Source organism: Acidobacterium sp. FHG110202_01 (genome assembly GCF_059115305.1).
The window spans coordinates 643160-668801 of the sequence record NZ_JBZYWJ010000002.1 but is presented as its reverse complement, the minus strand read 5'-3'; the positions used below and the strand labels follow the sequence as shown (position 1 = coordinate 668801).

24 protein-coding genes are annotated in these 25642 nt (G+C 57.1%); 14 read left to right on the top strand and 10 right to left on the bottom strand.

From position 1 onward, the window contains the following. Positions 1-47 precede the first annotated feature (47 nt). Positions 48-875, top strand: coding sequence for a hypothetical protein (locus tag AC5S16_RS06040; RefSeq protein ID WP_493929130.1), 828 nt, complete (start codon positions 48-50; stop codon positions 873-875). 7 nt (positions 876-882) lie between these two features. Here AC5S16_RS06040 and AC5S16_RS06035 read toward each other — a convergent pair whose 3' ends face one another. From AC5S16_RS06035 to AC5S16_RS06025, 3 genes are read right to left on the bottom strand one after another with little or no spacing between them, the layout of a single operon-like run. Continuing rightward, entirely contained in the window at positions 883-1332 is a 450-nt protein-coding gene (locus AC5S16_RS06035; RefSeq protein ID WP_493929129.1) for a (deoxy)nucleoside triphosphate pyrophosphohydrolase, read from the bottom strand. Between the two features lie 2 nt (positions 1333-1334). Next, entirely contained in the window at positions 1335-2156 is an 822-nt protein-coding gene (locus AC5S16_RS06030) for an ABC transporter substrate-binding protein (protein ID WP_493929128.1), read from the bottom strand. 8 nt (positions 2157-2164) lie between these two features. Then, the gene (locus AC5S16_RS06025) at positions 2165-2902 is read right to left on the bottom strand and encodes an HAD family hydrolase (protein WP_493929127.1); all 738 of its coding nucleotides are present in this window, start codon (positions 2900-2902) and stop codon (positions 2165-2167) included. Between the two features lie 127 nt (positions 2903-3029). Here AC5S16_RS06025 and AC5S16_RS06020 point away from each other — a divergent pair, with 127 nt between their 5' ends. Further along, complete coding sequence (locus AC5S16_RS06020) at positions 3030-3959, top strand: site-specific tyrosine recombinase (protein WP_493929126.1); 930 nt, start codon at positions 3030-3032, stop codon at positions 3957-3959. Continuing rightward, the gene (locus AC5S16_RS06015; protein WP_493929125.1) at positions 3956-4885 is read left to right on the top strand and encodes a tyrosine-type recombinase/integrase; all 930 of its coding nucleotides are present in this window, start codon (positions 3956-3958) and stop codon (positions 4883-4885) included. Before AC5S16_RS06020 ends, AC5S16_RS06015 begins: the two co-directional genes overlap by 4 nt. Positions 4886-4895: 10 nt before the next feature. Here the strand turns inward: AC5S16_RS06015 and AC5S16_RS06010 are convergent, their stop codons facing one another. Further along, the gene (locus AC5S16_RS06010) at positions 4896-7058 is read right to left on the bottom strand and encodes an alpha-ketoacid dehydrogenase subunit alpha/beta (protein WP_493929124.1); all 2163 of its coding nucleotides are present in this window, start codon (positions 7056-7058) and stop codon (positions 4896-4898) included. A gap of 397 nt (positions 7059-7455) precedes the next feature. On the opposite strand from AC5S16_RS06010, the gene AC5S16_RS06005 reads away from it, so the two are divergent. Both AC5S16_RS06005 and AC5S16_RS06000 read left to right on the top strand, forming a co-directional pair. After that, positions 7456-9720 (top strand): sodium-translocating pyrophosphatase, encoded by a 2265-nt coding sequence (locus tag AC5S16_RS06005; RefSeq protein WP_493929123.1) that lies wholly within the window; start codon positions 7456-7458, stop codon positions 9718-9720. A gap of 22 nt (positions 9721-9742) precedes the next feature. Then, on the top strand, positions 9743-10996 hold the full coding sequence (locus AC5S16_RS06000) for a PP2C family protein-serine/threonine phosphatase (protein ID WP_493929122.1): 1254 nt from the start codon (positions 9743-9745) through the stop codon (positions 10994-10996). A gap of 397 nt (positions 10997-11393) precedes the next feature. Here AC5S16_RS06000 and AC5S16_RS05995 read toward each other — a convergent pair whose 3' ends face one another. Continuing rightward, entirely contained in the window at positions 11394-11951 is a 558-nt protein-coding gene (locus AC5S16_RS05995; RefSeq protein ID WP_493929121.1) for an HdeD family acid-resistance protein, read from the bottom strand. A gap of 28 nt (positions 11952-11979) precedes the next feature. Beyond that, positions 11980-12387, bottom strand: a complete 408-nt coding sequence (locus tag AC5S16_RS05990; RefSeq protein ID WP_493929120.1) for a hypothetical protein — start codon at positions 12385-12387, stop codon at positions 11980-11982. A gap of 30 nt (positions 12388-12417) precedes the next feature. Here AC5S16_RS05990 and AC5S16_RS05985 point away from each other — a divergent pair, with 30 nt between their 5' ends. Continuing rightward, positions 12418-13413, top strand: coding sequence for a mechanosensitive ion channel family protein (locus tag AC5S16_RS05985; protein WP_493929119.1), 996 nt, complete (start codon positions 12418-12420; stop codon positions 13411-13413). 15 nt (positions 13414-13428) lie between these two features. Here the strand turns inward: AC5S16_RS05985 and AC5S16_RS05980 are convergent, their stop codons facing one another. Then, positions 13429-13824, bottom strand: a complete 396-nt coding sequence (locus AC5S16_RS05980; RefSeq protein WP_493929118.1) for a Rieske (2Fe-2S) protein — start codon at positions 13822-13824, stop codon at positions 13429-13431. Positions 13825-13931: 107 nt separating this feature from the next. Here AC5S16_RS05980 and AC5S16_RS05975 point away from each other — a divergent pair, with 107 nt between their 5' ends. The 5 genes from AC5S16_RS05975 (at position 13932) to AC5S16_RS05955 (ending at position 16297) form a co-directional block, all read left to right on the top strand. Next, a complete protein-coding gene (locus tag AC5S16_RS05975) occupies positions 13932-14198 on the top strand; it encodes a hypothetical protein (protein WP_493929117.1) in 267 nt (88 codons plus the stop codon). Then, positions 14198-15130, top strand: a complete 933-nt coding sequence (locus AC5S16_RS05970; protein WP_493929116.1) for an alpha/beta hydrolase — start codon at positions 14198-14200, stop codon at positions 15128-15130. The genes AC5S16_RS05975 and AC5S16_RS05970 overlap by 1 nt, the downstream gene beginning before the upstream one ends. Before the next feature lie 67 nt (positions 15131-15197). Next, a complete protein-coding gene (locus tag AC5S16_RS05965; RefSeq protein ID WP_493929115.1) occupies positions 15198-15488 on the top strand; it encodes a nucleotidyltransferase family protein in 291 nt (96 codons plus the stop codon). Then, positions 15485-15802: a HepT-like ribonuclease domain-containing protein gene (locus AC5S16_RS05960; RefSeq protein WP_493929114.1), complete on the top strand. Its 318-nt coding sequence runs from the start codon at positions 15485-15487 to the stop codon at positions 15800-15802. The genes AC5S16_RS05965 and AC5S16_RS05960 overlap by 4 nt, the downstream gene beginning before the upstream one ends. 78 nt (positions 15803-15880) lie before the next feature. Beyond that, positions 15881-16297: a DoxX family protein gene (locus AC5S16_RS05955; protein ID WP_493929113.1), complete on the top strand. Its 417-nt coding sequence runs from the start codon at positions 15881-15883 to the stop codon at positions 16295-16297. 254 nt (positions 16298-16551) lie between these two features. Here the strand turns inward: AC5S16_RS05955 and AC5S16_RS05950 are convergent, their stop codons facing one another. Beyond that, positions 16552-17802: a DUF1501 domain-containing protein gene (locus AC5S16_RS05950; RefSeq protein WP_493929112.1), complete on the bottom strand. Its 1251-nt coding sequence runs from the start codon at positions 17800-17802 to the stop codon at positions 16552-16554. 200 nt (positions 17803-18002) lie between these two features. Next, positions 18003-18731: an RraA family protein gene (locus AC5S16_RS05945; RefSeq protein WP_493929111.1), complete on the bottom strand. Its 729-nt coding sequence runs from the start codon at positions 18729-18731 to the stop codon at positions 18003-18005. A 565-nt stretch (positions 18732-19296) separates the two neighbouring features. Here AC5S16_RS05945 and AC5S16_RS05940 point away from each other — a divergent pair. From AC5S16_RS05940 to AC5S16_RS05930, 3 genes are all read left to right on the top strand, one after another. Beyond that, entirely contained in the window at positions 19297-22422 is a 3126-nt protein-coding gene (locus AC5S16_RS05940; RefSeq protein WP_493929110.1) for a hypothetical protein, read from the top strand. 36 nt (positions 22423-22458) lie between these two features. Beyond that, positions 22459-23499, top strand: a complete 1041-nt coding sequence (locus AC5S16_RS05935) for a VWA domain-containing protein (RefSeq protein ID WP_493929109.1) — start codon at positions 22459-22461, stop codon at positions 23497-23499. Between the two features lie 81 nt (positions 23500-23580). After that, the gene (locus AC5S16_RS05930; RefSeq protein ID WP_493929108.1) at positions 23581-24708 is read left to right on the top strand and encodes a radical SAM protein; all 1128 of its coding nucleotides are present in this window, start codon (positions 23581-23583) and stop codon (positions 24706-24708) included. Here AC5S16_RS05930 and AC5S16_RS05925 read toward each other — a convergent pair. After that, entirely contained in the window at positions 24648-25511 is an 864-nt protein-coding gene (locus tag AC5S16_RS05925; RefSeq protein WP_493929107.1) for a phosphatase PAP2 family protein, read from the bottom strand. The two genes, AC5S16_RS05930 and AC5S16_RS05925, sit on opposite strands and share 61 nt — an antisense overlap. Positions 25512-25642: the final 131 nt, after the last annotated feature.

The window sequence follows — 25642 nt, the reverse complement described above, 5'->3', positions numbered from 1 at the left end:
CAACAGAAGCAACCTATAATGGGTCCGCCTTTTAGGGGAGGGCTGCCATGCCATTGTTGCGAGTGTTCAGGGTATCTGCCAGTTTTGCCCTGGCTATGGCCGCAATGGGCGGCTACTGCCAGAGTTCGCTGGCGAACCAGACAATCAAGTGGGACGATTACGTCTTCAAGTTTCAATCCACCGGCCAGATGGCCCAGGTTTTTGACAATAACGGCAAAGTCGCAGGAAGCATTTTATCGATGAACGGCGACCTGCAGGTATTTCCTCTGCCGGGAACAGATGAGGACAAACTGAAGAAGTCTTTCGCCGACTGGAAGACATTTTATGCCCGCAGCCACAGCGCGGGAGGGTCTTCAGCTGCGCCTTCTGCCAGCGTCGACAGGGCCTCGGCGCCATGTCCAACAACTTATGGCGCATCGTATTTTGACGGCACAGCCTGGAAAACGATGATGCTGGCTGTCCAGATGCCCAGAGAAAAGAGTATGTCTCTCTCGACCGGCTTCAAAGATCTGGCAAAGAATCCTCTGAATCCGCGAGCAGGAGAGACGGTAATCTACCGTTACAAAGATCCGGCTGCACCACTTACGGTCGGACCCAGCCCGTCGTTCTGCATCGGTATTCCGGCCAACTTCAACCCCAGCCAGATCATGATCGGCACGGTCGACGTAAAAAGGGACCATCGCGAGGTAGAGGAAGCGGTAAGCTCGCGTGATAGCTGGCTGCCGCCAAAGCGGGTGCAGCCGGTCGATGTCAAACGTGTGTCTGACACTGTGGTAGTCGTCACGCCGAAGATACCACTGCCGCCGGGTCAGTATGTGCTGGGTGGACCGCCGATGGTGGGGATTTACGACTTTGGAGTGCAGGCAGCCCAATAGCGCGGAGTCAAAGCAGCTTACCAGCGGCAAGATCGCGCACAAGGCCGCGATCAGCCGTCAGGAAATCGTAGCTGGGAAGGTCGCTTAATGAGCACCAGCGCAGATCATTGAAGATGTGGTTGGCGATCTCGCCTTCGAACTCATGCACGGCAAAAAACTGCAGATCGACCGCTCCGCCGTTGCGGTATGTGTGACGCACATGCGCTATGTGCTGGCCAATCTTTGCGTCGATGCCCAGCTCTTCTTTCAGCTCGCGAGCCAGCGCTTCTTCCGGGCTTTCGCCTGGCTCCATCTTGCCGCCGGGGAACTCCCACTTGAGAGCCATCGCCTGGTCTGGACGACGCTGGCAAATCAAAACCTCGCTGCCGCGCAGAATCAGCGCAGCGGACACGTAGCGAACAGTGTTCGCCGCCTGGTCACGTACAGGCTGCTCGGGATGTGTGTCAGTGCCATCCACGCTCACACTAGTTTAGACGGTTTTGCATAAAAATCGATGCATCTTACGGCGGGGAGTTGTGACTGGCCGAAAATCTCCGGATGAATCACCGAAGCAAGCGCTTCCAGCCCGCCAATCAGCGTAGGAGCGGGCGTGTTCAGCAATTCGTCTGCAATGCAATAGACTCGGGTCCCGCGCACTGCCTTCAGGTTGTGCCAACCGCGCTTTTCCACCGTGCGCTCCAGCGGAACGCGGTCGCCCGCCCCGCACCAGGCCATGACCATTACATCAGGATCGGCCACGGCGACAGCCTCCACTTCCGTCACTTTTCCCGGCGTGTCCAGAAATCGGCCACCTGCCGCTTCCACCAGTTCCTTCACCCACAGCTGCGAGTGGATCAGCGGCTTCCCCCATTCTTCGCAATACACCAGTGGCCGATCTTTAGCAGTTTCCGCGCGCTTCTGGATGTTCTTTATCGCAGACTGCATGTCAGAGATGACGACCTGACCCTCATCGCGCGCGTCTGTGACCGATGCAATCAGCCGAATGTCGTTATAAAGATCAGTCAGCGAATGCGGAGCCAGAGCCAGCACCGGCACACCAGCTTTGAGAATCGCCGCCAGCGATTCATTGCGATAGGGGACTGAAGCGATCACGAGATCCGGCTTCAGCGCAGTAAGCTCATCTGTTGTTGTCGTCCAGGAATCGTGAACGACCGCAAGCTCGCGGCTGCGCAGTTCGGGAACAACATCGAGGCAGTAGCGCGTGCAGGCGATGAGCGCATCCAGTCTTCCAAGCCTTTCGAGAATGACGGAAACGCTCGGCTGCAGCGAAACAATGCGCATGGATCGCGTTAAACCTTGCTGTCCTTCAAAACGGCTTCGGGATAGAAGACCGTCCAGCCATGCTCCGAAGCGTTCTGCAACAAGGCAGGCGTCGGATTCACCGGAAAGGCATGCTTTGCAATCTTGAGCATCGCTTCATCGTGAATCGAGTTGCCGAAGACGCAGTCCGGATACTTGATACCCGCGCGGGCAAGCGCCTTGGCTTTGCCTTCGTCCGTCGGCACATCAATCAGCTCACTCGTCACAATGCCGTCTTTCACCTGGACCGTCGCCGCCAGCACGCGCTCGCGCGGAATGCCGAAGCGCTGCACGCCTTCTTCCACCACCCAGTTGTTGGTCGAGCTCACCGCCCATAATTCGGTTCCGGATGCCTTGAGCTCCGCGACCAGTTCCCGCAGCTCGGGAAAGATGTTCGCTTCAATATGCGTGCGGAAGTAAGTCGCCGCTGCCTTGCGCATCTCGTCTTCGCGCAGGCCGGTGTAGACCTGCACCATCTCGCCGCACATTTCGGCTTCAGAAACTTTTCCAGCGCGATAGGCGCGGTACTGCGAATCAAGCCAATCAGACGCATTGCGCGAAACCAGTCCGGACTCAATCGACCAGACCATGAAGCCATATCCGGCATCGCCGCTCCAGAGCGTGCCGTCACAATCAAAAACAGCTATCTTCGGTTTCGCAGACAGAACAGCCTGATGAAACTCATCGCGTGTGTATTGCTCCGCGGGTGCAGTATGCAGCGTGGTCAAGTGGTGATGCTCCTTCTTTCTATTTTGAGCGATTAAGGGTGTTTTTGCACGGCGCGGATTGTAAAGCGTTGGTGAACTTGGTACTCGGTCCACATTTGGCATGTCGCATCCATTTCCGCTGCAGATAATGAGTAATGTGAGCGCAGACCGTAATGCCGAACTTATCCGCGAATACCTGACCTATCTCCGCGTTGAAAAAGGCCTGCGTCCGCTGACCTGCGAAGCTTACGAGCGCGATCTGCTGCAGTTCGCCGAATATCTGGAGCGCGAAAACGCTCTGCTTATGACAGCAAAACAGCAGGAGGTGTCCGGCTTTCTTGAGCACCTGCGAACGCACTCGGTGGAATCGCGTTCTATGGCGCGCAAACTCTCCTGCCTGCGCGGCTTCTATAAGTGGTTATTGCTCGACAAGCGCATCAAACATGACCCGACGGTGAATCTTGAATCACCCGATGCATGGAAGGTCCTGCCCAAGTCTCTTGCCCCCGACGAAGTCAACTCCATGCTGGAGCGGGCTGCTGTTGCTGCCGATCATCCTGAAGGCGATGCCATTTCACTGCGTGACCGCGCGATTCTCGAATTGCTCTATGCAGGCGGCCTGCGGGTTTCCGAACTGACGGGATTATGCGTTGTCGACCTTTCTCTCGATGTTGGCCGTGTTCTTGTCCGCGGCAAGGGTGACAAGGAGCGCATCGTTCCGCTCGGTACGCTGTGCGTTAAGGCGCTTGAAGAATATCTGGAACGAGGACGCCCGCTTCTTGCCCGGAACGCGCGCGTCAACCAGCTCTTTCTTTCCATGCGAGGCAAGCCGCTATCGCGCGAATGGGTGTGGAAGCTCGTGAAATCGAGCGACAGTCATGCCAGCCCGCACAAGCTGCGCCATAGCTGCGCCACGCACATGGTCGAGCATGGAGCCGATCTGCGCACTGTGCAAACCTTTCTTGGCCATGCCGACATTGCCACCACGCAGGTTTACACGCATCTCGCACTCGGACGCCTCAAGGCTGTGCATCGCATGCACCATCCGAGAGCAAAACGTACGGAGACTGCGAAGTGAGCACAACTCCCCGTGTTGTATCGCTCGTTAACGAATACCTTTCCGTGCTCGCAAACGAGCGCGGCTCATCGCCGCACACCATGCGCGCCTATGAGCGCGAGCTGCACAGCTTCGCTGCTTACCTGGTTGAGACTTTCGGTGCCGGCATCGAGATCAAACGCATCGAGCACCAGCAGATCCGCGCCTATCTCGGCACGCTCTACGAAAAAGGACTGTCGAAGGCCTCTGTGGCCCGGGCGCTGGCGGCGATCCGCTCGTGGTTCAAATGGCTGGCTAAGTCCGGCCACGTCGAGCAGAGTCCCGCAGCGCTCGTCTCCACACCGAAGCTGCCCAGGCACCTGCCGCGCGTTCCCACCATTGAGCAGATGAACCGCGCCGTCGATGGAGTGACCGAAGACTTCGCGGCCTGGCCCGAACGTGACCGGCTGATCTTCGAGCTGCTTTACGGCTGTGGCATCCGCAATGCCGAACTGGTCGGGATCGACCTCAAGGACATTCACTGGGCCAACGAAGCCATCCTCGTCCGTGGCAAGGGGCGCAAGGAGCGCTATGTTCCACTCGGCGATGCCGCAGCCCAGGCGCTGCGCGCATACCTGCCGGAGCGCGAAGCGCGTCTGCAGGCAGCAGGAAAGCAGTCCGAAGCTCTGCTGTTAAATGCGAAACTGCGCGGCAACGGCCGCCTGACCACACGCAGCGTAGGACGCATCGTCAAAACACTGGCCATGGCCAACGGATTGCCGGCAGAAGTTCACCCTCATACGCTGCGCCACGCCTTCGGCACGCACATGCTCGAAGAAGGAGCCGACCTGCGCGCCATCCAGGAGCTGCTTGGCCACGAGCGCCTGTCGACGACCCAGCGCTACACCCAGCTCACCGTCGGACAGGTAGCCGAGGTTTACGACCGCACGCATCCGCGAGCGAAGTAACCATAACAGCTTAGAACTTCGACAGCTCGCGAATCGCCCCATAAATACGTTCCGGCTGCGGCAGAATCACGTCCTCGAGCAGAGGCTGATAGGCCACAAAGGTATCCGTGGCAGCAACGCGCTTGACCGGAGCATCGAGGTCCTCGAACAGCTCATCGGCGATGCGCGCGGCAATCTCAGCCCCATAGCCCCAGCTCAGCATGTCCTCATGGGCGACAATGACGCGGCTCGTCTTTTTGACTGACGTAGCAATTGCTTCCCAGTCATAAGGACTGAGGGTGCGCAGGTCGATTACCTCCGCTTCGATGCCATCCTCACGATGCGCCTTCTGTGCCGCCTGCAGGGCGCGCGGCACAACAGCGCCGTAAGTCACGATGGTCAGGTCTTTGCCTTCGCGCACAGTCTTCGCCTTGCCGAAAGGAATCATGTAGTCCGGTCCCGGATAAGCCGCGCGTCCAAAGGTCTCGCGATAGAGGCGCTTGTGTTCCAGAAAGAGTACAGGATCGTCGCAGCGGATCGCCGTCCGCAGCAGACCATTCGCGTCGAGCGCATTCGACGGAAAGACCACGCGGATTCCCGGCGTATGCGTGAAGATGCTTTCGCCGCACTGCGAGTGATAGATGGCTCCGCCTGTAAGATATCCGCCAATCGCAACGCGAATCACAGCAGGAGCGGAGAAAGTGCCATTGGAGCGCCAGCGCATCACGCTCATCTCATTGCGCATCTGGTGCATCGCCGGCCAGATGTAGTCGAAGAACTGAATCTCAACCACAGGCTTCATGCCGCGCACGGCATAACCAACAGCCCTGCCCACAATGTTCGCTTCGGCCAGCGGTGAATTGAAGACGCGCTCGCCGCCAAATTCAGTCTGCAGACCGGCAGTGAGCTTGAAGACGCCGCCCTTGCCCTTTACCTGGCCTTCCTTCAGATACTGCTCGCGGCTGCTGTCGGCCACATCTTCGCCAAAGATGACGATGCGCGGGTCGCGGCGCATCTCGTCACGCAAGCAGGCATTGATGAGGTCAGCCATCGTGCGTTCCTGCTTGTCGGAAGTCTTTGCTGGCTGAGTCTGAAGCTCCGGCTGCGTCGGATCGTAGTCTTCCGAGTACACATGGAGCGGAATGCTCTCCGGCTCAGGAAAAGGCGCGCGCAGGGCCCGCTCGGCGGCCACGCGGACTTCCTCATCGACTTCCTTCTCCAGGCGGTTGATGGCCTCAGCGTCCAGGATGCCTTCACGCAGCAGGTACATCTGCATCTTCTGCAGCGGATCGCGCAGCGAATCAGCTTCGAGCTCGCTCTTGGGCCGGTAGAGCCGCTCATCGTCCGAGAGCGAATGCGAGTAAGGCCGGATCACATGCCCATGGACAAACGCCGGGCCCTTGCCCGAACGGCAGTGAGCTACAGCTTCTTCAAAGACGCGATAGCTCCCGACAGGGTCAGTGCCGTCTACTTCTGCAAAGTAGAAATTCGGAAAGCCGGCAACCAGAGTCGAGATATTTCCGCCGGGCGTATTGACTTCAACGGGAACAGAAATGGCATACCCGTTGTTCTCGACAACGAAGAGCACCGGCAGCTTCTGATTGGAGGCGGTATTCAGCGCCTCCCAGAACTCGCCCTGGCTGGTCGAGCCTTCGCCCAAGGAAGTGTAGACGACCTCGTCGCCATGAAAGGTCACGTCTTTATAAGCGCGATAATCGCCCTCGTGTTTTTCAGCAGCCTCAGGGTGGTGTGAGAAGTACCGGCCTGCCTCGGCGCAGCCCACAGCATGCAGCAACTGCGTTGTTACTGAGGAGGACTGCGAGACAATGTTCAGTTCTTTGCTGGTCCAGTGCGAAGGCATCTGCCGGCCGCCGCTTGCCGGATCAGCCGCTGCGCCCACACCCTGCAGCAGCATATCTTCAACAGTTACTCCAAGCGTGAGGCAGAGAGCGCGGTCACGGTAGTAGGGAAAGAACCAGTCATAGCCGGGCTTGAGGGCCATGCCCGCAGCGACCAGCAAAGCTTCATGGCCGGCGCAGGAGATCTGGAAGAAAATCTTCTGCTGCCGCTTGAGCATGATCTCGCGATCGTCGGTCCGCCGCGAAAGGTACATCAGGCGGTACATCTCAACCAGGCGTCCGGAATCAAGACCGGATGCCGTGCTCTCCGCGGTGGAAACTGCTGTTTTGGCCATTCTCTACAAACCTCTTTGATCCTGCCGTGGAACAAACTGGAGCGTCTCAGTTCCCAGGGCGACAGGAGATTGTACATGTTCGCCACAGGACTGTCCCCTGCTTCTGCCAACCGTCTTAGGATGCGGAAACCGGAAAGAACGCGTCGCTCTTTTTTGTACTTCTATTGTAAAAGCCGCGTTACCGAGATGAGGAAGAGCGAGCGAATTGACCATCGTTTCTGCGGCATGCTTTAATTCACCCTTTTGGTAGCTCTGCTGGCTAGACGCTTCTTCATGTCCTGCTCAGAACGCATTTTCATGTTCCAGATTCGGCTCTGGTTTGATACGTTTCTGATTCCGGGGAGTGTATCGGCCCGAAGCACCAGCGTTGGTTCGCAAAATTCCTGGAGGACGTTGAATGCCGTTTGCTTCTGCATTGGCTGCATCTTTCTGGCAGGCCACTGATCTTTCTCAAACAAGCTCTGACAGCCTTTACCTCTGGCTCGCGCTCGCAGTCGGCGTCATCGGCCTGCTCGCCGCGTTCGCCTTTGCGCGCTCGGTCCTCAGCTCCGACACCGGAACCCCGGACATGCAGCGCATCTCCAACGCCATCCGCCAGGGCGCGGAAGCCTTCATGCGCAGGCAGTACGGCACCATCGCGATCATTGCAGTTGTCCTCGCTATCATTCTTTATTTTGGATATCGCCTCTCGCCGTTTACTGCTCCCTACGCAAACAAGGTTGTCATCAGCTTCCTGATTGGCGCTACCTGCTCGGCCCTTGCCGGGCAGACAGGCATGTGGGTCTCCATCCGGTCGAACATCCGCACCGCGTCTGCTGCCAGAACAAGCCTGGGCAAGGCGCTTCAGATTGCCCTGCGCGGCGGGGCCGTAACCGGGCTGATCGTCGTGGCGCTCTCGCTGCTCGGAGTCGGCGTGCTCTTTCTTGCTTTTGGAGGATTGAAGACGCCGCAGCAGGCTCCCTATCAGCTCGTCGGCTTCGGCTTCGGAGCGTCGCTGGTCGCGCTCTTTGCCCAGCTTGGCGGCGGCATCTATACCAAGGCTGCGGACGTGGGCGCTGACCTCGTCGGCAAAGTAGAAGCCGGCATTCCGGAAGACGATCCACGCAATCCGGCAGTAGTCGCTGATCTCGTCGGCGACAACGTAGGCGACTGCGCAGGCCGCGGCGCGGACATCTTTGAATCGACCGCTGCAGAAAACGTAGGCGCGATGATTCTCGGCGCATCGCTTTATCCCGTCTTCGGCGTGAAGGGCATTCTCTTTCCGCTCATAGTCCAGGCGATTAACCTCATCGCCAGCATCATCGGCGTCAGCATCGTGCACAGCAAGGAAGACGAAGACCCGATGCACGCGCTCAACCGCGGCTATTACGTCACGTCCATTCTGGCGCTGGTCGGCTTCGCAGCTGCGGTCTACTACATGCTGCAAGGCCGATGGTGGCTGCTCGGATGCGGAGTCTGCGGCATTGTCACTTCCTTTCTCTTCGTGCGCATCACCGAGTACTACACCGAGACGCGCTTTCGTCCTGTCCGCTCCATCGCCCTTGCTTCGACTACCGGCCCGGCCACCAACATCATCAGCGGCATTGCCGTAGGCATGGAAACTCCGGCGATTCCAGTTATTGTCATCAGCGCCGCTCTGCTGCTGAGCTACTACTTCGGCACACGCGGACTCGCAGACGTGACGACGATCTCGTCCTACTCGAAGGGCATCTATGGAACAGCCATCGCCACCATGGGCATGCTCTCGTCAGCCGCCTATATCCTGGCCATGGACACCTTCGGCCCTATCACCGACAACGCCGGCGGCATTGTCGAAATGAGCGAGCAGCCGGAGAATGTCCGTCAAAAAACCGACAAGCTCGACGCAGCCGGCAACACCACCAAGGCGCTTACCAAGGGATACGCTATTGGCTCGGCATCGCTCGCGGCATTCCTGCTCTTTTCCGCATACCTTGAGAGCGTTCACGACATTGTGAATCAGCGCGTGACTGCTGCCGGAGGCACGCTGCCCGCAGGCTGGAGCTTCTCGAACATCAACCTCGCCTCTGTTCCTGTGTTTGTAGGCGCGCTGCTCGGCGCCATGCTGACCTATCTCTTCTCATCGCTTGCCATCAAGGCCGTGGGGCGTGCTGCGCAGGCTGTCATTCAGGATGTGCACCAGCAGTTCCAGGAAAATCCCGGCATCATGCAGGGAACCTCGCTGCCAGATTACGGACGCTGCGTCAGCATCGTCACCGGCTCCGCGCTCAAGGAGATGGTCTGGCCTGGAATTCTCGCCGTAGCCATGCCGCTTGCCGTGGGTATCGTCTTCCGCCACTTCAGTTCGGCCTATCATCTGGATGGCGGGGCAATCACTCCTCTTATCGACGGCCACCCTCTGAACCTGGGCGGAGCGGAAGCGGTCGCCGCACTGCTCATGGTGGGGACAATCTCAGGCATTTTGCTCGCCATGCTGATGAACAACGGCGGCGGCGCATGGGACAACGCCAAGAAGTTCATCGAGACAGGGCAGTATGGCGGCAAGCGTTCCGAAGCTCATAAGGCAGCCGTCGTAGGCGATACCGTAGGCGATCCCTTCAAGGACACCGCCGGGCCATCGCTGCACGTGCTCATCAAGCTGCTGGCTACCGTAACGCTGGTGCTCGCTCCTTTGTTTGTTTAGTAAGTTCTTTTCAGGGCCGTCTTTGCTGAAGACGGCCTTCTCTTACTCTTTGCAGACCGCATCTCTGGTATCGTTCGGGGACATGGGCGCAATCACCAAGGTTTCCTGGTACAGGCAGAGCAAGCCAAGCCTTCCTCACTTCCAATCGCTGCCCTTTCATCGTCAGCGATCTCTGTTCCTTGCTGTTTTCTGCCTCTTTTCGGTGATCGGATTTTTTGTAGACCTGATGCAGCTTGGACACCTGCCTTACGTCCTGGCAATTGCCATCTCCATCATGAGCGGCATCATCGCGATTATCTATGTCATCCTCGGCACCAGGTTTCCTAACTACTACACGGCAATATTCAGTGTTCTACAGGTGGGTTTCTGGATCGGCTTCGGAAGCACAGCTCCTTCTCTCATCCACTATCTGCACCTGCAATCTGTTTCTACAGAACGGGGCGTGCCATTTGCTGCGGTATTGATCCTTGCAGCGACCATGCTCTCTTATGTTTTCTTTCTTAAATTCATTCGCACAGAAGGGCAGGAAGCAGTCCGCATCAAGAACGAGCTGGAACTGGCACATGGCATCCAGAAAACGCTGGTGCCGCCTATTCACCTGCGAACTCCGCTCTTTGAAATCTATGGACGCTCCGATCCCAGCGACAAGGTCGGCGGCGATCTGGTAGACGCCGTGCTTCTCGAAGACGGCAGCGCGGTAGCCTATGTTGCCGACATCGCCGGCCATGGCCTACAGGCAGGCATTCTTATGGGCATGGTCAAGACGGCAGCGCGCACGGCGCTGCTCGATGCCGATCACACCGAACCGCACGTCGTGTTGCCGTCTTTGATGGAATGCCTGAATCGCGTGCTCCCTTGTGTCAAAGAGCCGCAGATGTATGCCACCTTCGCCGGCTTCCGGCTGCATTCTGATGGCAGCGTCTTTTATGCCCTGGCTGCCCACCCGCCCATCCTGCACTATCGCGTGCAGGCCGGTGCCCGGCATGTCGATCATCTTTCCCAGGAACAGCTGCCGCTTGGACTTCTTCCGGCGGACAATTTCGCTTCCGACATAACCATGACGGAACAAGGCGACATCCTGGTAATCGTGACCGACGGCATTCTTGAAGCCTGCAATCAGGCGGATGAAGAATTCGGACTCGACCGTCTGCAGAACCTCATTGCAAACCATGCCGGCCAGGGACTACCGGCCATGGCCGAGGCCATACTCAACGCCGCCCGCGCCTTCGGCAAACAGATCGACGATCAGACTCTCCTGCTGATCCGCCGTCTTTGAAGGAAGCTGCTGGGTGATCGCTCATGCCTCTCTCCCCCGGGGAGGGGGAGGCGTTAAGTCTTTGAAAACACATGGTTTCTGTTTTCAATGCAGCAAAGTATTGAAAACAGGAAGGTTCCTCGTAAAGTCCTGATTCCGGGCAGTTAAAAAACCGCCGGGATGCGGCGGTTTTCCTGTTTTCGTTCTTTACTTTCAGGATATCAGAAAAAAAGGGAATATCAACGCATTGATCGTTGCAACGGATGTTGTTTTAAACCAGAAACTTGCAGCGAAATATTACTTTCGGAATCATTGACAGGGCATACGGCACGGCTGAAGCCGTGCCCCTTCAAAGCCAGAACTTTCTTCAACATCCTCTGAAGCCATGCCTCTTTAAAACGCAAACATCCAAACCGCTCTAAGCAGTCGCACTAATAGCACTCCGCAGCGCCGACAGGGCCATCAACCGGGTAAAGCCGCTGATGAGCAGGTTCACACCCACAATCGTGGCTATCGCCCATGCTGAGCTCGAAGGCCAGTGGGCCAGGATCAGGAACGCGAGGATCAACGTAACAATCCCGTCAACCAGCAACCATCCTGCGCCGCCTGTCTTGCGCATCTGGAGATAGCTGAGGATGTAGAAAATGCTTTCCATCAGGAATACGATCCCCAGTACCAGAGTGAACGAAACCAACCCCAGAGCAGGGTGCATGAAAAGCCAGATTCCGCCAACGATATAGACAATACCGACCAACGTCCGCCAGAGATATTTTCCGACGCTTCCGGCAACGACAGCGGTGGTCAGGTGAATGACGCCGGCAATGATGATCAGGATGGAGAGAACAATGGCAACGCTGATTCCGGCGAATTCCGGCAGAGCAAGAGCGGCAATTCCACAGAGGATCAGAATCACAGCCCAGATAATGCCCAGAGTTGTTGCACGCTTCAAAGTACTGCTGACGGTATCTGCTGACATGCGATTCCTCCTCAAGCGAGAATCACAGCTAACTGCCCTTCATCTTTTCTTTGACTGACTTGGCCAGCTTTTCGATTTCCTCGGCCTTCTTCACCACGCTAAGCGAGAGCTCGTCCTTGTTGCTCTTGTCCACTTCTGTCTTCAGCTGCTGCGCCAGATCCAGAAGCTTGTTGGTGTCGTTCACAAGGTCCTGCTGGCGCTGGCTGTTGCGCCGCTTGGCCTGCTGGATCATGGCTCGGTGCGCCATCGGATCGTTGCTGTTGTCATCATCGCTCGCGTTTGGCTGTCCGGGAGCATTGGGGGTAGTGGTGGGACGGTTCAACGTTGGCGACTGTGCAGTCGGCATCTGCGCATGGGTCACGGCGAAACTGCCCGTCAGAAAAAGTCCAGCAATCAGCAGCTTTCGCCATCCGGATTTGGCATCAAAACTCTGCATCAGGTCATTATAAGAATGTTCCCCATGGTTATGACATCCATATACGCTACCTTTTCCCTGGCTTCAGAAGGTGGACGCCTAGCAAAGCTCAATACAGAATTCCTAGACAACCTGATGGACTTCGTCTACAACTCCCTGCCCAAGGTAGTGGTTACAGCCATCGTGGCGTGGATCCTGATCCGCATCCTAAAGGAAGTCACAAGCCGCATGGTGCGCCTCACCGAGCACCGAGCTCCGAACTCCAGCCGGCTCGCGCAGGTGCGCACTCTCTCCTCTGTCATCCGGGCAACGGGAACTGGATTCATCATCTTCGTCGCTCTGCTAGAAGTGCTCCCGCTCTTCGGCTTCAAGCTGGAGCCGCTGCTGGCCAGCGCAGGCATCGCCGGTGTAGCGGTCGGCCTGGCCGCGCAGACTATTGTGAAGGATTGCCTTAATGGCGTCCTCATCCTGATTGAAGACCAGTACAACGTCGGTGACAAAGTGCGCATTGCCGGACTCGCAGGCACCGTTCAAGCCTTATCGTTGCGTAAAACCATGGTGCGCGATGACGATGGCACGCTCTATGTGATCCCGAATTCGCAGATCACCACAGTAGCCAATCTCACCCGTGATTACTCAGTGGCTACGATTAATGTTTCAGTGGATTTCTCCGCCGATCCGGACAAAGTGCTGGCTCTGCTGAAGGATGTTGCCATGAGTGTTCGCAACGACCCTGCATACAAGAGCGTGTTTCTCGCCGACCCGACGCTCCTGGGCGTGGACGGCATCAAGGGCTCGCAGGTGATTTATCCCTTGCAGTTAAGAACAAAAGCAAACCAGCAATGGGGCGCCATGCGTGAAACGCAGCGTCGCATCCGCATTGCGCTTGCCGAAAATGGACTGCTTCCCGGCGATCCGCTACGCGTCTTCGGCAGCGCTGGTCAGATGTTTGATCCGCACCGGAACAGTGAAGGCGCTGTCGCAGTTGCTGATCCAACTACAGCCAAGCCAAATGAGATTAACCCGTTTACAGGTGAAGGATTGTGATGACACGGATGATTGTCACAGCTTTGCCAGGACGTCTTCTCCTTCGATTTTGACTTCATAAACTTCTACTTTTTCGACTGGCATGTCTTCGGCCGCGCCGGTTTTTACGTCGAAGGCCCATGCATGCCAGGGGCAGATTATTTTGCCGCCTTCGATCATTCCCTGGCCGAGCGGCCCGCCGCGGTGCGGGCATTCGTTGTTCAGGGCGGAGATTTCACCGGCAACGTTGGCGATGCAGAGTGTTTTGTCTCCGGCGATGATTTCTTTTGCTTCGCCTTGCGGCGGCAAATCGGCCTTTGCGCAAATCCTGATAAATTCCGGCATTCTTCTCCCGATCTTCGTGACAGGTAATTGGATGATTTGCAGAGCCTCGGAGCTAAAGTCTCTTAACATCCGCAGGTTTAATGGCATGGCTGAATAGGTTTACTGAAAAATCAATTTCATTTTTTAAAGAAGCAATCTCTCGGCGGCTAAAGCCACGTGAATTTTAAGGCCATTTGCGGCACGACTTAAAAGTCGTGCTCCTTCAAAACAGTGACTTTTTCAGCGTCCTAAAGCTATGCCCCGCCTACTCCATCCTGACATGGTTAGCGTGTGCTACGCTCATCTTCAGGATGCACGACAAGCCGCCTCCGAATCCACCTGCGGGAAAAGATGTGCGCCTGTGGTGTCCGAATTGCGGGCGCGAAGTGGATGATCCGCTGGTTTGTGGAGACTGCTCGGCGGTGATCTGCCGCGTGTGCGGGACGCCGCTTGAATCTGCCGATGAGCTCGCCTTTGGTTAATGTCTAAGAAATCTCAAAAGCAAAAATCTTCGCGACAGACGCCGCATGAGGCGCGCGCTGCGGGCTGGAAGGATCCGCTGGAGCCGCAGCAGCCCCTGGTGAGCGGGAAGTGGCTGCTCTCGGCATTCGGCATTGTCGTGGGGCTGGCGGCGATCTGCGCCTATGCGGCGTTTTGCCTGCTCTTCTATCAGGGAAGCTGGCAGCTGATCTTTCATCCGTCGCGGACGGTTGTCGCTACTCCGGCAAGCGTGGGCATTGCCTTCGACGATGTTCGCTTTGATTACACGGAAACGGGCAAGCCGCAGCTTACGGGCTGGTGGGTTCCTGCGGAGGCCGGCGCGCGCTATGCAGGGAATACAATTCTGTTGCTGCACGATGGCCGTGGATCGCTTTCTGACAGTGTTCATGCGGTTCAGGTACTGCATTCGCTCGGAATCAATGTCTTTGTCTTTGACTATCGCGGCTTCGGGCAGAGCGCGGATGCGCATCCGTCAGAGCGAAGCATGAATGAAGATGCGGATGCTGCGTGGAAGTATCTGACGGATACGCGTCACTTGCCCAGTCGATCAGTTGTTCTTTACGGAGTGGGCCTGGGAGCTCCTGTCGCGGTGTCAGCTGCTGTCCGTCATGCGGAGGCTGTGGCGCTTGTTGTTGAGAATGTCAGCCCTAATGCGCTCACCCTGCTGGCGGCAGACTCGCGGACGAAGCTGGTGCCTGTTCGTCTGCTTGCCTCAGACCGGTTTGATCCTGGCGCAGTTCTAAATCAGGTGAAGATGCCGAAGCTCTTTCTGGAACGCGGCGCGAGTCATGAGACGGAAGAGCTCTTTCAGCGTGCCGGGTTGCCGAAAAAGCTGGTGCAGCTCTCTCCCGATGACGATGGGAAATATGTTCAAGCGCTGCGGGGTTTTCTGGACGAGGTAGTCCCTCGTTAGGCAACTAAGATACTGATTCTATGTTTGCCTTTTGATGTGAGAAGCTTTTTATAGAGGCACTGTTTCGATGAAACCGTCCGTTGCGTTGGCATCGCATCGCGAAGAGATTCGCCGCGTAGTGAGTGAAAATCGCGGTCTTAATCCTCGTGTTTTCGGATCGGTTCTGCACGGTGATGACTCGGAGACGAGCGATCTTGATCTGCTGGTGGACACAACCTCGGAGACAAGCCTCCTCGATATTGCGCGCATGCAAGTTGGACTTGAAGACCTTCTTGGTGTTTCAGTGGATGTACTCACTCCGGGAGGCTTACCACAGAGCTTCCGGGACAGGGTAGTTTCCGAGGCCGTGCCTGTATGAAGAAATCAGAGTTACGGATTCCGGACTATTTGGAGCACATTCTAGAATCCATTAACCGCATTCGCCAGTACACGAAAGATCTGTCCGAAGCAGATTTTCGAGCCAATCAGCTTATTCAGGACGGCGTAATAAGAAACGTTGAGATTATTGGAGAGGCCTCGAAAAATATTGAGGCGGGCAATCCTGACTTCGTTGCCAATCATCCCGAGCTTCCATTGAAAGAAATCTATGCCATGAGAAACCAGCTTGCCCATGGCTATTTCACGGTAGACACGAGTTTGGGCTGGAAGACAATTCAGCGTGATATCCCGTAACTGGAAGCAGTGGTCCTGGCGCTGCACACGGCTATCGTGCAGGCCCAATCAAAATCCAAGTAAGGAGCAGTCCATTTCATGTTTACCTGGCTGGAGCGTTTTCAACCCCTGGGAGTGCTGATTGCGCGTGTGGTGATGGGTGCGATCATGATGGTGCATGGCTCGCAAAAGATTTTTCCGCGCGGCTCACTTTACAACTTCACGCAGATGGTCGGTCATATGGGAATGCCAGCATGGATGGGGTATGTTTCTGCGTTTACGGAGTTCTTTGGCGGGGCGCTGCTGATTCTTGGATTGCTGGTGCCAGTGGCGGCGCTGGGGATGGCGATCAATATGGCGGTGGCTGTTTTGAAGGTCCACCTAAGCCATGGGCTGACCGGGCCTGGGGGTTTTGAGTATCCGCTTTCGTTGTTTGCACTGGCGCTGTTGATTCTTTTCAGTGGGTCTGGGTATCTGGCGGTGGATCGTCTGCTTGGGATCAGTCGGGGGAAGTGAGTTTTCCTTTTTCTGAAGTTCTTAAGATCAGGATGGTCAGCGGCCCTTATAAAGAACATGGGTAAGGGAACATCCCGCCGACCTCCGGTCGGCCTCCCACGAACCCTTTGACTTCGTCCAGGGCAGGTTCTTCGAGTTCGTGGGGGTCCTTCGGCTTCGCTCAGGATGACAGCGACGTGGTAGCAAAACGCGCGGAGAGAACCAAGTCTGGCGGCTGGCTTCCGCGCGTAGAAGGCCGGCCGCAATCTTTCAAGTTATGCTTTCAGGATATTCAGGAAGCGATTGTTTTTTAAGTCTGCTCCCGGGAATACCAGGTCAAGGTTTTTTGCGCCTACTGTCCGGTAGGCTGCTTCTCCCAGTACCTGCCTGAAATCTGTGGTGATGGCCAAGTCGCGGCCTTCGTAAAGCTGTTCGGGCTTCATGCCGGGCCATTTGCCGTAGATGTGGCCGCCCTGGACAGGTCCTCCAAGAACGAACATGACGTTGGCGTGGCCATGGTCAGTACCGCCGGTGCCGTTCTGGTGGACGGTGCGTCCGAACTCGGACATGGTGACAAGGACGATGTTGCCAGCTTCATCGCCCATATCGGTCCAGAAAGCGGCGATGCCTTCGCTGAAGGCTTTGAGGCGTCCAGCAAGCTGGCCGTTGACGTTGCCCTGGTTCTGGTGGGTGTCCCATCCGCCGATGTCGGCGAAGGCGGCTTCCACGCCCAGGTTTGCTTTGAGCAGCTGGGCCATCTGGCGCAGGCTATTGCCGAAGGGATCGTTGGGATAGTTGGCTCCAGGAGCCGGAGTGTATTTTGCCGGGTCCGCGGCCTTCAGCATCTTGACGGCTTCGAAGGTCTCGGAGCCGGTGCCGTGCAGGACGGCGTTGACGCTGCTCGAGTACATGCTCTCGAAGCTGGTGGCGATGGGCGCGGCTGCGGGGTTCTGTCCACCGACCGAGAAGTCGCGCAGGTTGTTGATGGCGACTGCGGGGATTTTGCCTTCGAGCATCCGCGGGACTTGCGGTCCCAGAGCTACGGCGCGGAAGGCGGAGTATTTTCCGTGAGTGCCGTCGGCCTGGAGAGCGCGGTTCAGCCATCCGTCAGTGGTGGCCTTGATGCCCGGGGTTCCGCTCTCCATGTAGTCCTGCGCGTCGAAGTGGGAGCGGGTGGGGTCGGGTGAGCCGCAGGCATGAACGATGGCGAGATGGCGCTGGTCCCAGAGCGGCTTGAGCGGCTGCATGGCAGGATGCAGCCCGAAGAATCCGTCGAGGTCGATGACCTGGTTGGGCTGGATGGCGATGGAGGGCCGCATCTGATAGTAGGAGCTTTCGCGGTGCGGGACGACGATGCTGAGGCCGTCGGCTGCTCCACGCTGAAAGATGACAACGAGCTTTTTGCCCTGTGCCTGGGCGGATGTGGCCTGGGCGAGGACGCTCCGGGTGAGAAAGCTGGGAATGGCGGAGGCGCCGATGACGGCCATCGCTCCGTCTTTCATGAATATGCGCCGCGTGATTGCCATGGGAATGGCTCCTCAGGGTGGTACTTACTTCTGGAGACGGGATTTTGTGGGGAAAGTTGCGGCGGTGTTCTCTAAATGGATTTCTTCTGGTCCCACCCTGTTGCACGAGGTTGGTTATATGTCCTGCGAACCTCCCACCCTAACTTCGTTAGGATGGGGCACCCAGGTTTCTATTTGTGCTTCGCTCAGGATGACAGCTTCTACAGGCGGCCGAATTTTTTCACGGCTTCGACGATGGAGCCAAGCTGCTCGATGTAGGCGTACATGCTGTGTTCTTTGAAGTCGAGCTGGCGCGCGAGGGTAAGCACTTTGACAGCTTCTTCGCGGGGGACGACGACGACTCCGTCCTGGTCGGCGGTGATGATGTCGCCTGCGCGGACGGGGACGCCGTCGATGGTGACGGTAATGTTTGATCCGGCGAAGCGGTAGTGGCTGACGGAAGTCGAAGGCACGATGCCGGTGGCATAGACGGGGAAACCGATCTTCTTAAGATAAGCGACGTCGCGGACGCCGCCGTCGATGATGGCTCCGGCAAAGCCGCGAGCGTTCATGGCAGTGCCCATCAGTCCGCCCATACCGGCGATGTTGGCTCCGTCCTCGATGCTCATGACGTAGACGGAGTCTTTACCTCCAGCGTCAATGGCGGCAAGCATACCGTCGAGGGCGTGGGGGTCGTGGTTTTCTTCTTTCGCGAGGCGCACGGTGGTGGCGAATCCGGCGAATTTTGCGGAAGCGAGAGCCTGCATGTGATGGGAGAGATACATGCGCTTGCCATCGAGCTGCTCAATGGCATCGGAGACGGAGGAGACTTCGACATGGCGGTAAGCGGCGAGGATGGATGAGGGGTCTTTTTCATCGAGCTGCTGCGCGTGCAGGATAGCGACGACCGCAATCGCGAGAGCGGCGGAGAAAAGCAGGAAGCGTTTCACTCTGTAGGGACCTTTCGCAGGGAGTTCTCACAAAGTTTAAAACGATCAGGCAGGGGTGTCATGGCGGTGGAGTGATAGAACCCTATCTGGTGAATCGAATTGCATCAGTGCTCTCCCACCCTTTCGTCGAAAAACACGACGAAAGGATGGGGCACCCGGCGAACTGCAGGTCCCTCCGCTATGTCGCTTCGCGACTCCGGTCGGGATGACAAACCTTGGGAAAGATTCGTGGCCTACCACCCTTTCTGCCAACTACAGCGGAAAGGATGGGGCACCCGGCACTGTTGCCTGGGTTATGGGATATTCATGATTTTTTTACTCGCGAGTTACTGCTGCCGGAGGCAGATGAGACATAGATGGAATGAGGCGAAAGCTTCATTTCATGAAATGACAAAAGTTCTTGGACGACGGGGCATGAATCGTATTATCTTGTCGGACAAACGAAAAGAACTGCGGGACAACGGCATGAAAGTTGGCGTGTACCAGGCGGTTTCTCCAGCGCTTTAAGGTTATGCGCTCAGGTTTCCAGCGGTTGGCTTGCGGTCCTGGACGGGGGCGTTCTGCGATGAAGTCTCCTCTCGGGGTACGTAAGTTCACGATTTATCTGGCGGGGCTGATCCTACTGTATGTCTGTTCTTCAGCCCAGCCATGCCATGCACAACAGGTTGCGTCTTCCGGTCCGGCAGATTCCGGCGGAGAAGATTTGAGCGCGCCGTCGCCGGACGGAGTGGTCATACCAGGACCGCTGCGCTCTTTTCTGCGCATGGCGGGCATCAGCCAGAAAATTTCTCCAGACGATGTGCTGCCATTGCTGGCGCGCAATATTTATCTGCGCGGCTATGAGAACAACAATCAGACAGAGTTTCTGGTTTTGCTCGACAGGTATGTGCACCAGGCGAGAGAACTGCAGGCGCTTGCGAGCTCGAACGGCACGATCCATGTGGCCGGCTGCAGTGATGCAACGCAGCTGCTGCAGATCCTTGGATATCAGTTCAAGCCGGCGTGCGGTCAGAAGGGCGCTTACCTGATGACGGCCAATCCGGAAAGGGCTTTTCTGACCATTGATTCGGGCTTTCCTTTAACAGGGCTCGAAGAATCTCTGGAGAAGGGTGCTCCTTTTTCCTATGCGTATCCTTCGACGCGTGTTCCTGTGCTTTTTCATGAGGGCGACTGGGTTGGGGCGAGCGCGTGGAAGAAACGGAGCGGGAACCTGCTCGATGTTCTGATCCATGATCCGGTCGAGGCGCGACTCTATTCGGCATTAGCGAAGACAGATGCGGAGACGGGCATGGCGCTGCTGAAGTCGCCGGGACTCAAGAAGCTGATGACGTATGCTCCGGTGCTGGACTTTTATGGAAGCCAGATCTCGATCCGCTCAGGGCGTGTGCTGGTGCCCGGCGGAACAGATGCGGAGCGCGGATGGAAAGACCTGGTGGGAGCGAGCCCGGATTCGCCGGGAGATTTTGTCACGCATCTGCTGGCGAAGGATGCGGGCTGGATGGCGGTGTATTACGACGCGCTGTCGCGTGTGAGCCAGGCGCAGCAGGCGCATCTTACGCAATGGCCGCGCCTGCGGCATCTTTATGAAGCGTTCAAGTCCCCGGGCCTCGAGCCGGCGGCGACGAAGGGAGTGTTTCCCAAGGGCTCTGATCTGCTGATCCTGTTTACGCGTATTGATTGGGGGCCGGACGGACAGCCTTATATTCCTGGGAACCTGGATGTCTGGAAAGAAGTGCTGAACCAGAAGCAGGAATCGAAGATTGCGCATGACTGGGCCAAGCACGCGCGGGGATGGAACAGTTCGGAACAATTGCTCGAAGCCATGACAGCGTTTGCGCGCGAGGACACCGACGGCGGCCCGTTGCAGGTGTACCTCATGCTGAGCGAAATCGACAACAAGCGGCCTGCGGACAAACGGCTGTCGGATGGAACGGTGCGGTTGATTGCCAGCAGATACTCGCAACTGAACAGCTGGTATCCGGTCTTCTCGGAGTTTCCGGAATTGAACGATGCTTCGATCACCAGCTTTATAAATGCGACGGATGCGCTGGATAAGATCTCCAATCCGCCGCTGCGCGCCAATGCTCTGGGATCGTTCCAGGCGAATGTCGGATTGTGGCAGATTTTTGCCCGGCAGGGAGAGATCCCAGCGGCAGGAATGAATCCGTCATGGCAGAGCGTGGTTGAGCCTTTCAACAAAATCTCTTCGTCTGTGCAGCTTTTTGACGCGGCGCGCAGCTCCTTGAGCGGGCTGATGCACGTGGCGACAGGAAACGCGGAGTATTCGCAGGAAGATGTGGTTCAGCTGCTTGCCGGCCCTGCGCAGCAGGGACAGGAAAGCCAGCGCGTGCATGATGAGCTGGCGGGAAGAATCCGCTCGGTGATAGATGACCAGCGGCTGGCGTCGGTTGACACGCTGTTCGCGCTCAACGATGGGCTGAGCGCGATGCAGCATGGGAAAAGCGATGCGGACAGGCTGGTTTCGCTTGCAGGACAGCTCAAGGACTTTGAATTGCCGCGTCCGATCTTTACCAAGTCGGAGAAGATTCAGTGGTCGCCGGCGGTTTACAGCAGCCGCCACGCAGAGCTACAGGCAAAGACTGATCTGGCGAAGCTGATCAAGTCCCAGAGTTCTCCCGCGCAATTGGAAGCGGCGCGCGGCCAGCTTGCGCCGTTTCTGAGAGACACGCTGGTGGGCTTTAACTACGCCTATTACGAGCCGCCGGGCGCGCAGATCCTGCACAATAACCCGCTGTTTGTCCGCTCGCACGATTTTGCCGGAGTGACGATTATCGGCGCGGAGCGGCTGTGGGGGCCGCCGGATTTGATTGGAGTGGGAACACCTGCGGGCGGCGGGGCGTACCTGATGGGATCGCTGGCTGACCTGCCGTATGCGCTGGCCACGATGGAGGAAGACTTCATTGCTCCTGAAAATATCCAGGCGCTGATCTGGAAGGAACTGGTGCCGGACCTGCTGGTGGATGCGACACTGCCGCGCTGGTGGAAGGTCAGTCCACAGGAACTGCACGCGGTCACGCTCTATCAGAAATCAGGCGAAGAACTGCTGAATGCCTCGGGATCGAATGCGGAGCTTCGGGGCAAGGTCGTCAGCATTCTTTCGAACCGCATGACGCCGCGGCGATTGGAACAGGTAGGTCTGCATCTGCAGCAACCGAATGCTATCGCCAGGATGCGTCCCGCGATGCTGCCTGAAGATACGTTCTACCTGTCGGTGGAATTTCGCAGGAAGTTTCCGGGAGACGTTTCATCGATAGGACCAGCGGACCAGGAACTGGATGAGCTTTGTCACAAGTACCCAGCGGATACGAGCGCTGAGGCGATCTCACGGGATTTCGGAGTGCCTCATCCGACGCTAACCAGAAGCTACACGCTCGAACTGCTGAACCTGAAGCCGCTGCCGGTCTTTGGAGGCTACTCTTATCGGCTGTTTGGCGAGTCATGGGAATCTAGCAACCTTTACTGGGCGCGCCTGGCGGACGAGATGGGCTATGCGCCGGTGCAGCTGAACCGCATGGTTCCGGAACTGACGCGCCACATGACATCAAAGATTTTCGCCACCGATCTCGACGACTGGCCGGCAGTGCTGCGGGCGATGCAGGAGACAGGAGATGAGTTCAGGCAGGGAAAGATTGCTTCGCTGCAGGTAGCGAATGTAGGTTCTCCGCGTTAGCAGCGCGGGATTGCGACAGGAGATTTCTGGAGGGTTATGGTGAGGAAATATCTGTTCTTCCTCTTTGTATTTTCGGGCCTCTTCCTGGGAAGCGGGAGCAGCAGAGTTCTAAGCGCCCAGGATGATCGAATTTTGGTGAACGTGGTGCTGGTGCAGCTGAATGTGGCTGTGACAGACAAAAAGGGCCACTACATTACTGGGCTGCGTCCTGACGATTTTTCTGTTTTCGAGGACAAAATCCAGGAAAAAGTCGCCACCTTTGAAGAAGGCGGCGAGCCAGTGCGCCAGCTGATCAAAGTCACGCCGGCGAGCAATAAGGCTGAAGCGGAGAACCCCAAGCCGCCAGAGCCGGAGCAACAGCAGCAGAACGCCGACAGTGAGCCGGCACCAAAGCCTGCCTCGCCGCTGGCGGGGGCCAATGTCTTCATCCTGTTTGATACCAGCAATTACATGTACAAGGGCTTTGTGTTTGCGCAGGACTCGATTGCGAATTTCATCCGTTCGCTTGAAGGCGTAAACAAAGTGGCTTTTTATTCTTATAGCCGGGACCTTTCGCGGGCCACGCCTTTAACTTCCGACTGGGGCCAGATTCTGCGAGGTGTGCGCAGCACGGTCGCGGGAGACGATGCGGCGCTCTATAACGGCCTTTTGTTGACGGTAAAGGATGCTGCACAGCTTCGAGGAAGAAAGGCCATCGTGGTTTTCTCAAACGGCCCGGACAATGCTAGCTCAGTGCCTCCAGAGGATGTGGCGGAACTTGCCCAGTCGACGGGAACGATCATCTACATGGTGAGCACGCAGCTGGCGCAGAATGATCCGGTCTCGACTGCCGTGTTTGAGCGCATGAGCAAGGCCACCGGCGGGAAGGCGTATTTTTCCAAGAACTGGGGCGACGAAAGGCAGGCGTTTGCCTCGATCCGCGAAGACCTGGCACATCTTTATTCGATCAGCTATTATCCGCAGCCGAATCCGAACCGCGGATGGCGCGCGATTTCAGTGAAGCTGACGGGCAAAGACCTGCAGAAATACCATGTGCGGACAAGAGATGGTTATCGGCTGCGGCAGCAGACGCAGTGAGTCACCGTTATTTCACGCAGGCTTGACCGCGCCGAGGACCGCATCAGCGTAGACTAGCGTTGGGATCTGGTGCTGGGCATAATGAAAAGCCTGCGGTCTTTAGAGCGCCGTGTACGCCAGACGCGCATGCTTGCGCGCGCGATCAAGTCGCGCCATCACCCTATCCTTGCTCATATCATTCCCATCCGGCGCTGCAATCTCTCCTGCGCTTACTGCAACGAGTACGACAAGGTCTCAAAGCCTGTGCCAACGGTGGAAATGCTGCGCCGTATCGATCAGCTTGCTGCTCTAGGTACAGGAATCATTACATTCAGCGGCGGCGAACCGCTGCTGCATCCCGATCTGGATGAAATGATTCGGCGCATCCGCAGCCACGGTATCATCGTCACGCTCATCACGAATGGATACCTGCTGACTCCGGAGCGGATCAAGCAGCTCAACCGCGCGGGCCTTGAGCATCTGCAGATCAGTGTCGACAATGTGCAGCCGGATGATGTCTCGAAGAAGAGCTTGAAGGTTCTGGACAAGAAGCTCGAATGGCTTGCCGAGTACGCGGAGTTCGATGTGAATATCAATTCCGTGCTCGGGGCTGGGGTGGAGCATCCGGAAGATGCGCTTACGATCACGCGGCGCGCGCTGGAGCTTGGATTCGACACGACGGTGGGAGTCATCCACGACCATAAGGGGCAGCTGCAGCCTTTGCAGGACAGGGAGAGGACGGTTTACGAGCAGATACATGCTGAACGGAAGCCGGCCTTCTGGGCATTTGCTTACGACAATCTCTTCCATAAGAACCTGGCGCTGGGCAAGCCGAACGAATGGCAATGCAGGGCGGGAAGCCGCTATCTCTACATCTGTGAAGACGGATTAGTGCATTACTGCTCGCAGCAGCGGGGATATCCTGCGATTCCGCTCGATAAGTACACGCAAGAGGACCTGGAGCGCGAGTATTCGACGACGAAGGCGTGCGCTCCTTACTGTACGGTTTCCTGCGTGCACAGAGTGGCGATGATCGATCTAGTTCGCAACAGTCCACGCGAGGCGTTGACGAAATTCTTCCCTCCGGCTGCTCCGGGTGAAGCGGCGAATCTTCCTCTGGGAGTGAAGGTATTGACGGCGCTCTTTCTTCCTCCGGAGAACGGTAAGCCTCAAAATCCAGCAGCCAAGGCGATGGCCGGCGCGGCGATGAGATTGCTCGGGATCAAGTGACCGAGCCAGGCGCCGACGACGATCAATGCCAGTACTGCTCCCAGCAGTACGTCTATGGCATAGTGGTATCCACCGACAACGGCGGCGACGGCGATCCAGAAGGAAATGACTAAAAAGATCACGCCTGCGATGGGCACATAGCGCAGAAGCACGCATGATATGGCGAGCGCTGAAGCTACGTGCGCGCTGGGAAATGAAATGGCCTGGATGCTTCCGTACTTGAGAATCCAGAGGTTCATGACGCGGCTTTTGTTTTGCGCTTTGCTGGTGGTCTGTTGGCCCAGGCTTCGCGGCGGCAATGCCGGCACGAGCGGAGTGATGCCATAACAAAGATAGGTCGGCACAAGGACAATGAACCAGTAGGTGCTCGCGTACTGGCGCAGTCCGGCGATGTAGAGAACGGCGAGGCCGAGCGGCATCTGCGGGTAGCAGAACATGTAGGCCCATTCCATAGTGAGGCGCGTGATGCGGCCGAATGCTGGAGGCTTCGAGAAGACCAGGTTCCCGAGCCAGCGATCGATGGCGATGAGGCGTTCCTGCATTTTCTCGCTTGGGCCGGTGAAGAACTGGCCTGTCTGCCAGTAAGGCACAAGCATCAGGGTTACAGGGAGCCAGTCACGGAGAATGGAGACCTGAAGCGGCGTGAGAATGTATGCGGAAAGACGGGCCAGGATCACGGCGACAATGACGAATGCTGCGAGTATCGCTATCGCTAACCGGCGGCGCGCTGCGAGTGGGACTATCCACGCTGCTACGGCAAGGATGGCGGCAAAGCCAGCCTGGATCCATTCGGAGGTTCGCATTGATCGGCCCTATCCTCGCTGAGTTTCTCATGATGTGAATGCCGGCAATGTCAATTTGAGTCGAATATGAAAAAAGGATTACCGGAAATTCAGACAAATTCAGATAGATGAATGCAATTTGTCCGTCCAAA

Coding starts and splice junctions, on each gene's coding strand:
- AC5S16_RS06040 (WP_493929130.1), top strand. CDS start 48: ATGCCATTGTTGCGAGTGTTCAGGGTATCTGCCAGTTTTGCCCTGGCT.
- AC5S16_RS06030 (WP_493929128.1), bottom strand. CDS start 2,156: ATGCGCATTGTTTCGCTGCAGCCGAGCGTTTCCGTCATTCTCGAAAGG.
- AC5S16_RS06020 (WP_493929126.1), top strand. CDS start 3,030: ATGAGTAATGTGAGCGCAGACCGTAATGCCGAACTTATCCGCGAATAC.
- AC5S16_RS06010 (WP_493929124.1), bottom strand. CDS start 7,058: ATGGCCAAAACAGCAGTTTCCACCGCGGAGAGCACGGCATCCGGTCTT.
- AC5S16_RS06005 (WP_493929123.1), top strand. CDS start 7,456: ATGCCGTTTGCTTCTGCATTGGCTGCATCTTTCTGGCAGGCCACTGAT.
- AC5S16_RS05995 (WP_493929121.1), bottom strand. CDS start 11,951: ATGTCAGCAGATACCGTCAGCAGTACTTTGAAGCGTGCAACAACTCTG.
- AC5S16_RS05990 (WP_493929120.1), bottom strand. CDS start 12,387: ATGCAGAGTTTTGATGCCAAATCCGGATGGCGAAAGCTGCTGATTGCT.
- AC5S16_RS05985 (WP_493929119.1), top strand. CDS start 12,418: ATGACATCCATATACGCTACCTTTTCCCTGGCTTCAGAAGGTGGACGC.
- AC5S16_RS05980 (WP_493929118.1), bottom strand. CDS start 13,824: ATGCCATTAAACCTGCGGATGTTAAGAGACTTTAGCTCCGAGGCTCTG.
- AC5S16_RS05970 (WP_493929116.1), top strand. CDS start 14,198: ATGTCTAAGAAATCTCAAAAGCAAAAATCTTCGCGACAGACGCCGCAT.
- AC5S16_RS05965 (WP_493929115.1), top strand. CDS start 15,198: ATGAAACCGTCCGTTGCGTTGGCATCGCATCGCGAAGAGATTCGCCGC.
- AC5S16_RS05960 (WP_493929114.1), top strand. CDS start 15,485: ATGAAGAAATCAGAGTTACGGATTCCGGACTATTTGGAGCACATTCTA.
- AC5S16_RS05955 (WP_493929113.1), top strand. CDS start 15,881: ATGTTTACCTGGCTGGAGCGTTTTCAACCCCTGGGAGTGCTGATTGCG.
- AC5S16_RS05950 (WP_493929112.1), bottom strand. CDS start 17,802: ATGGCAATCACGCGGCGCATATTCATGAAAGACGGAGCGATGGCCGTC.
- AC5S16_RS05940 (WP_493929110.1), top strand. CDS start 19,297: ATGAAGTCTCCTCTCGGGGTACGTAAGTTCACGATTTATCTGGCGGGG.
- AC5S16_RS05935 (WP_493929109.1), top strand. CDS start 22,459: ATGGTGAGGAAATATCTGTTCTTCCTCTTTGTATTTTCGGGCCTCTTC.
- AC5S16_RS05930 (WP_493929108.1), top strand. CDS start 23,581: ATGAAAAGCCTGCGGTCTTTAGAGCGCCGTGTACGCCAGACGCGCATG.
- AC5S16_RS05925 (WP_493929107.1), bottom strand. CDS start 25,511: ATGCGAACCTCCGAATGGATCCAGGCTGGCTTTGCCGCCATCCTTGCC.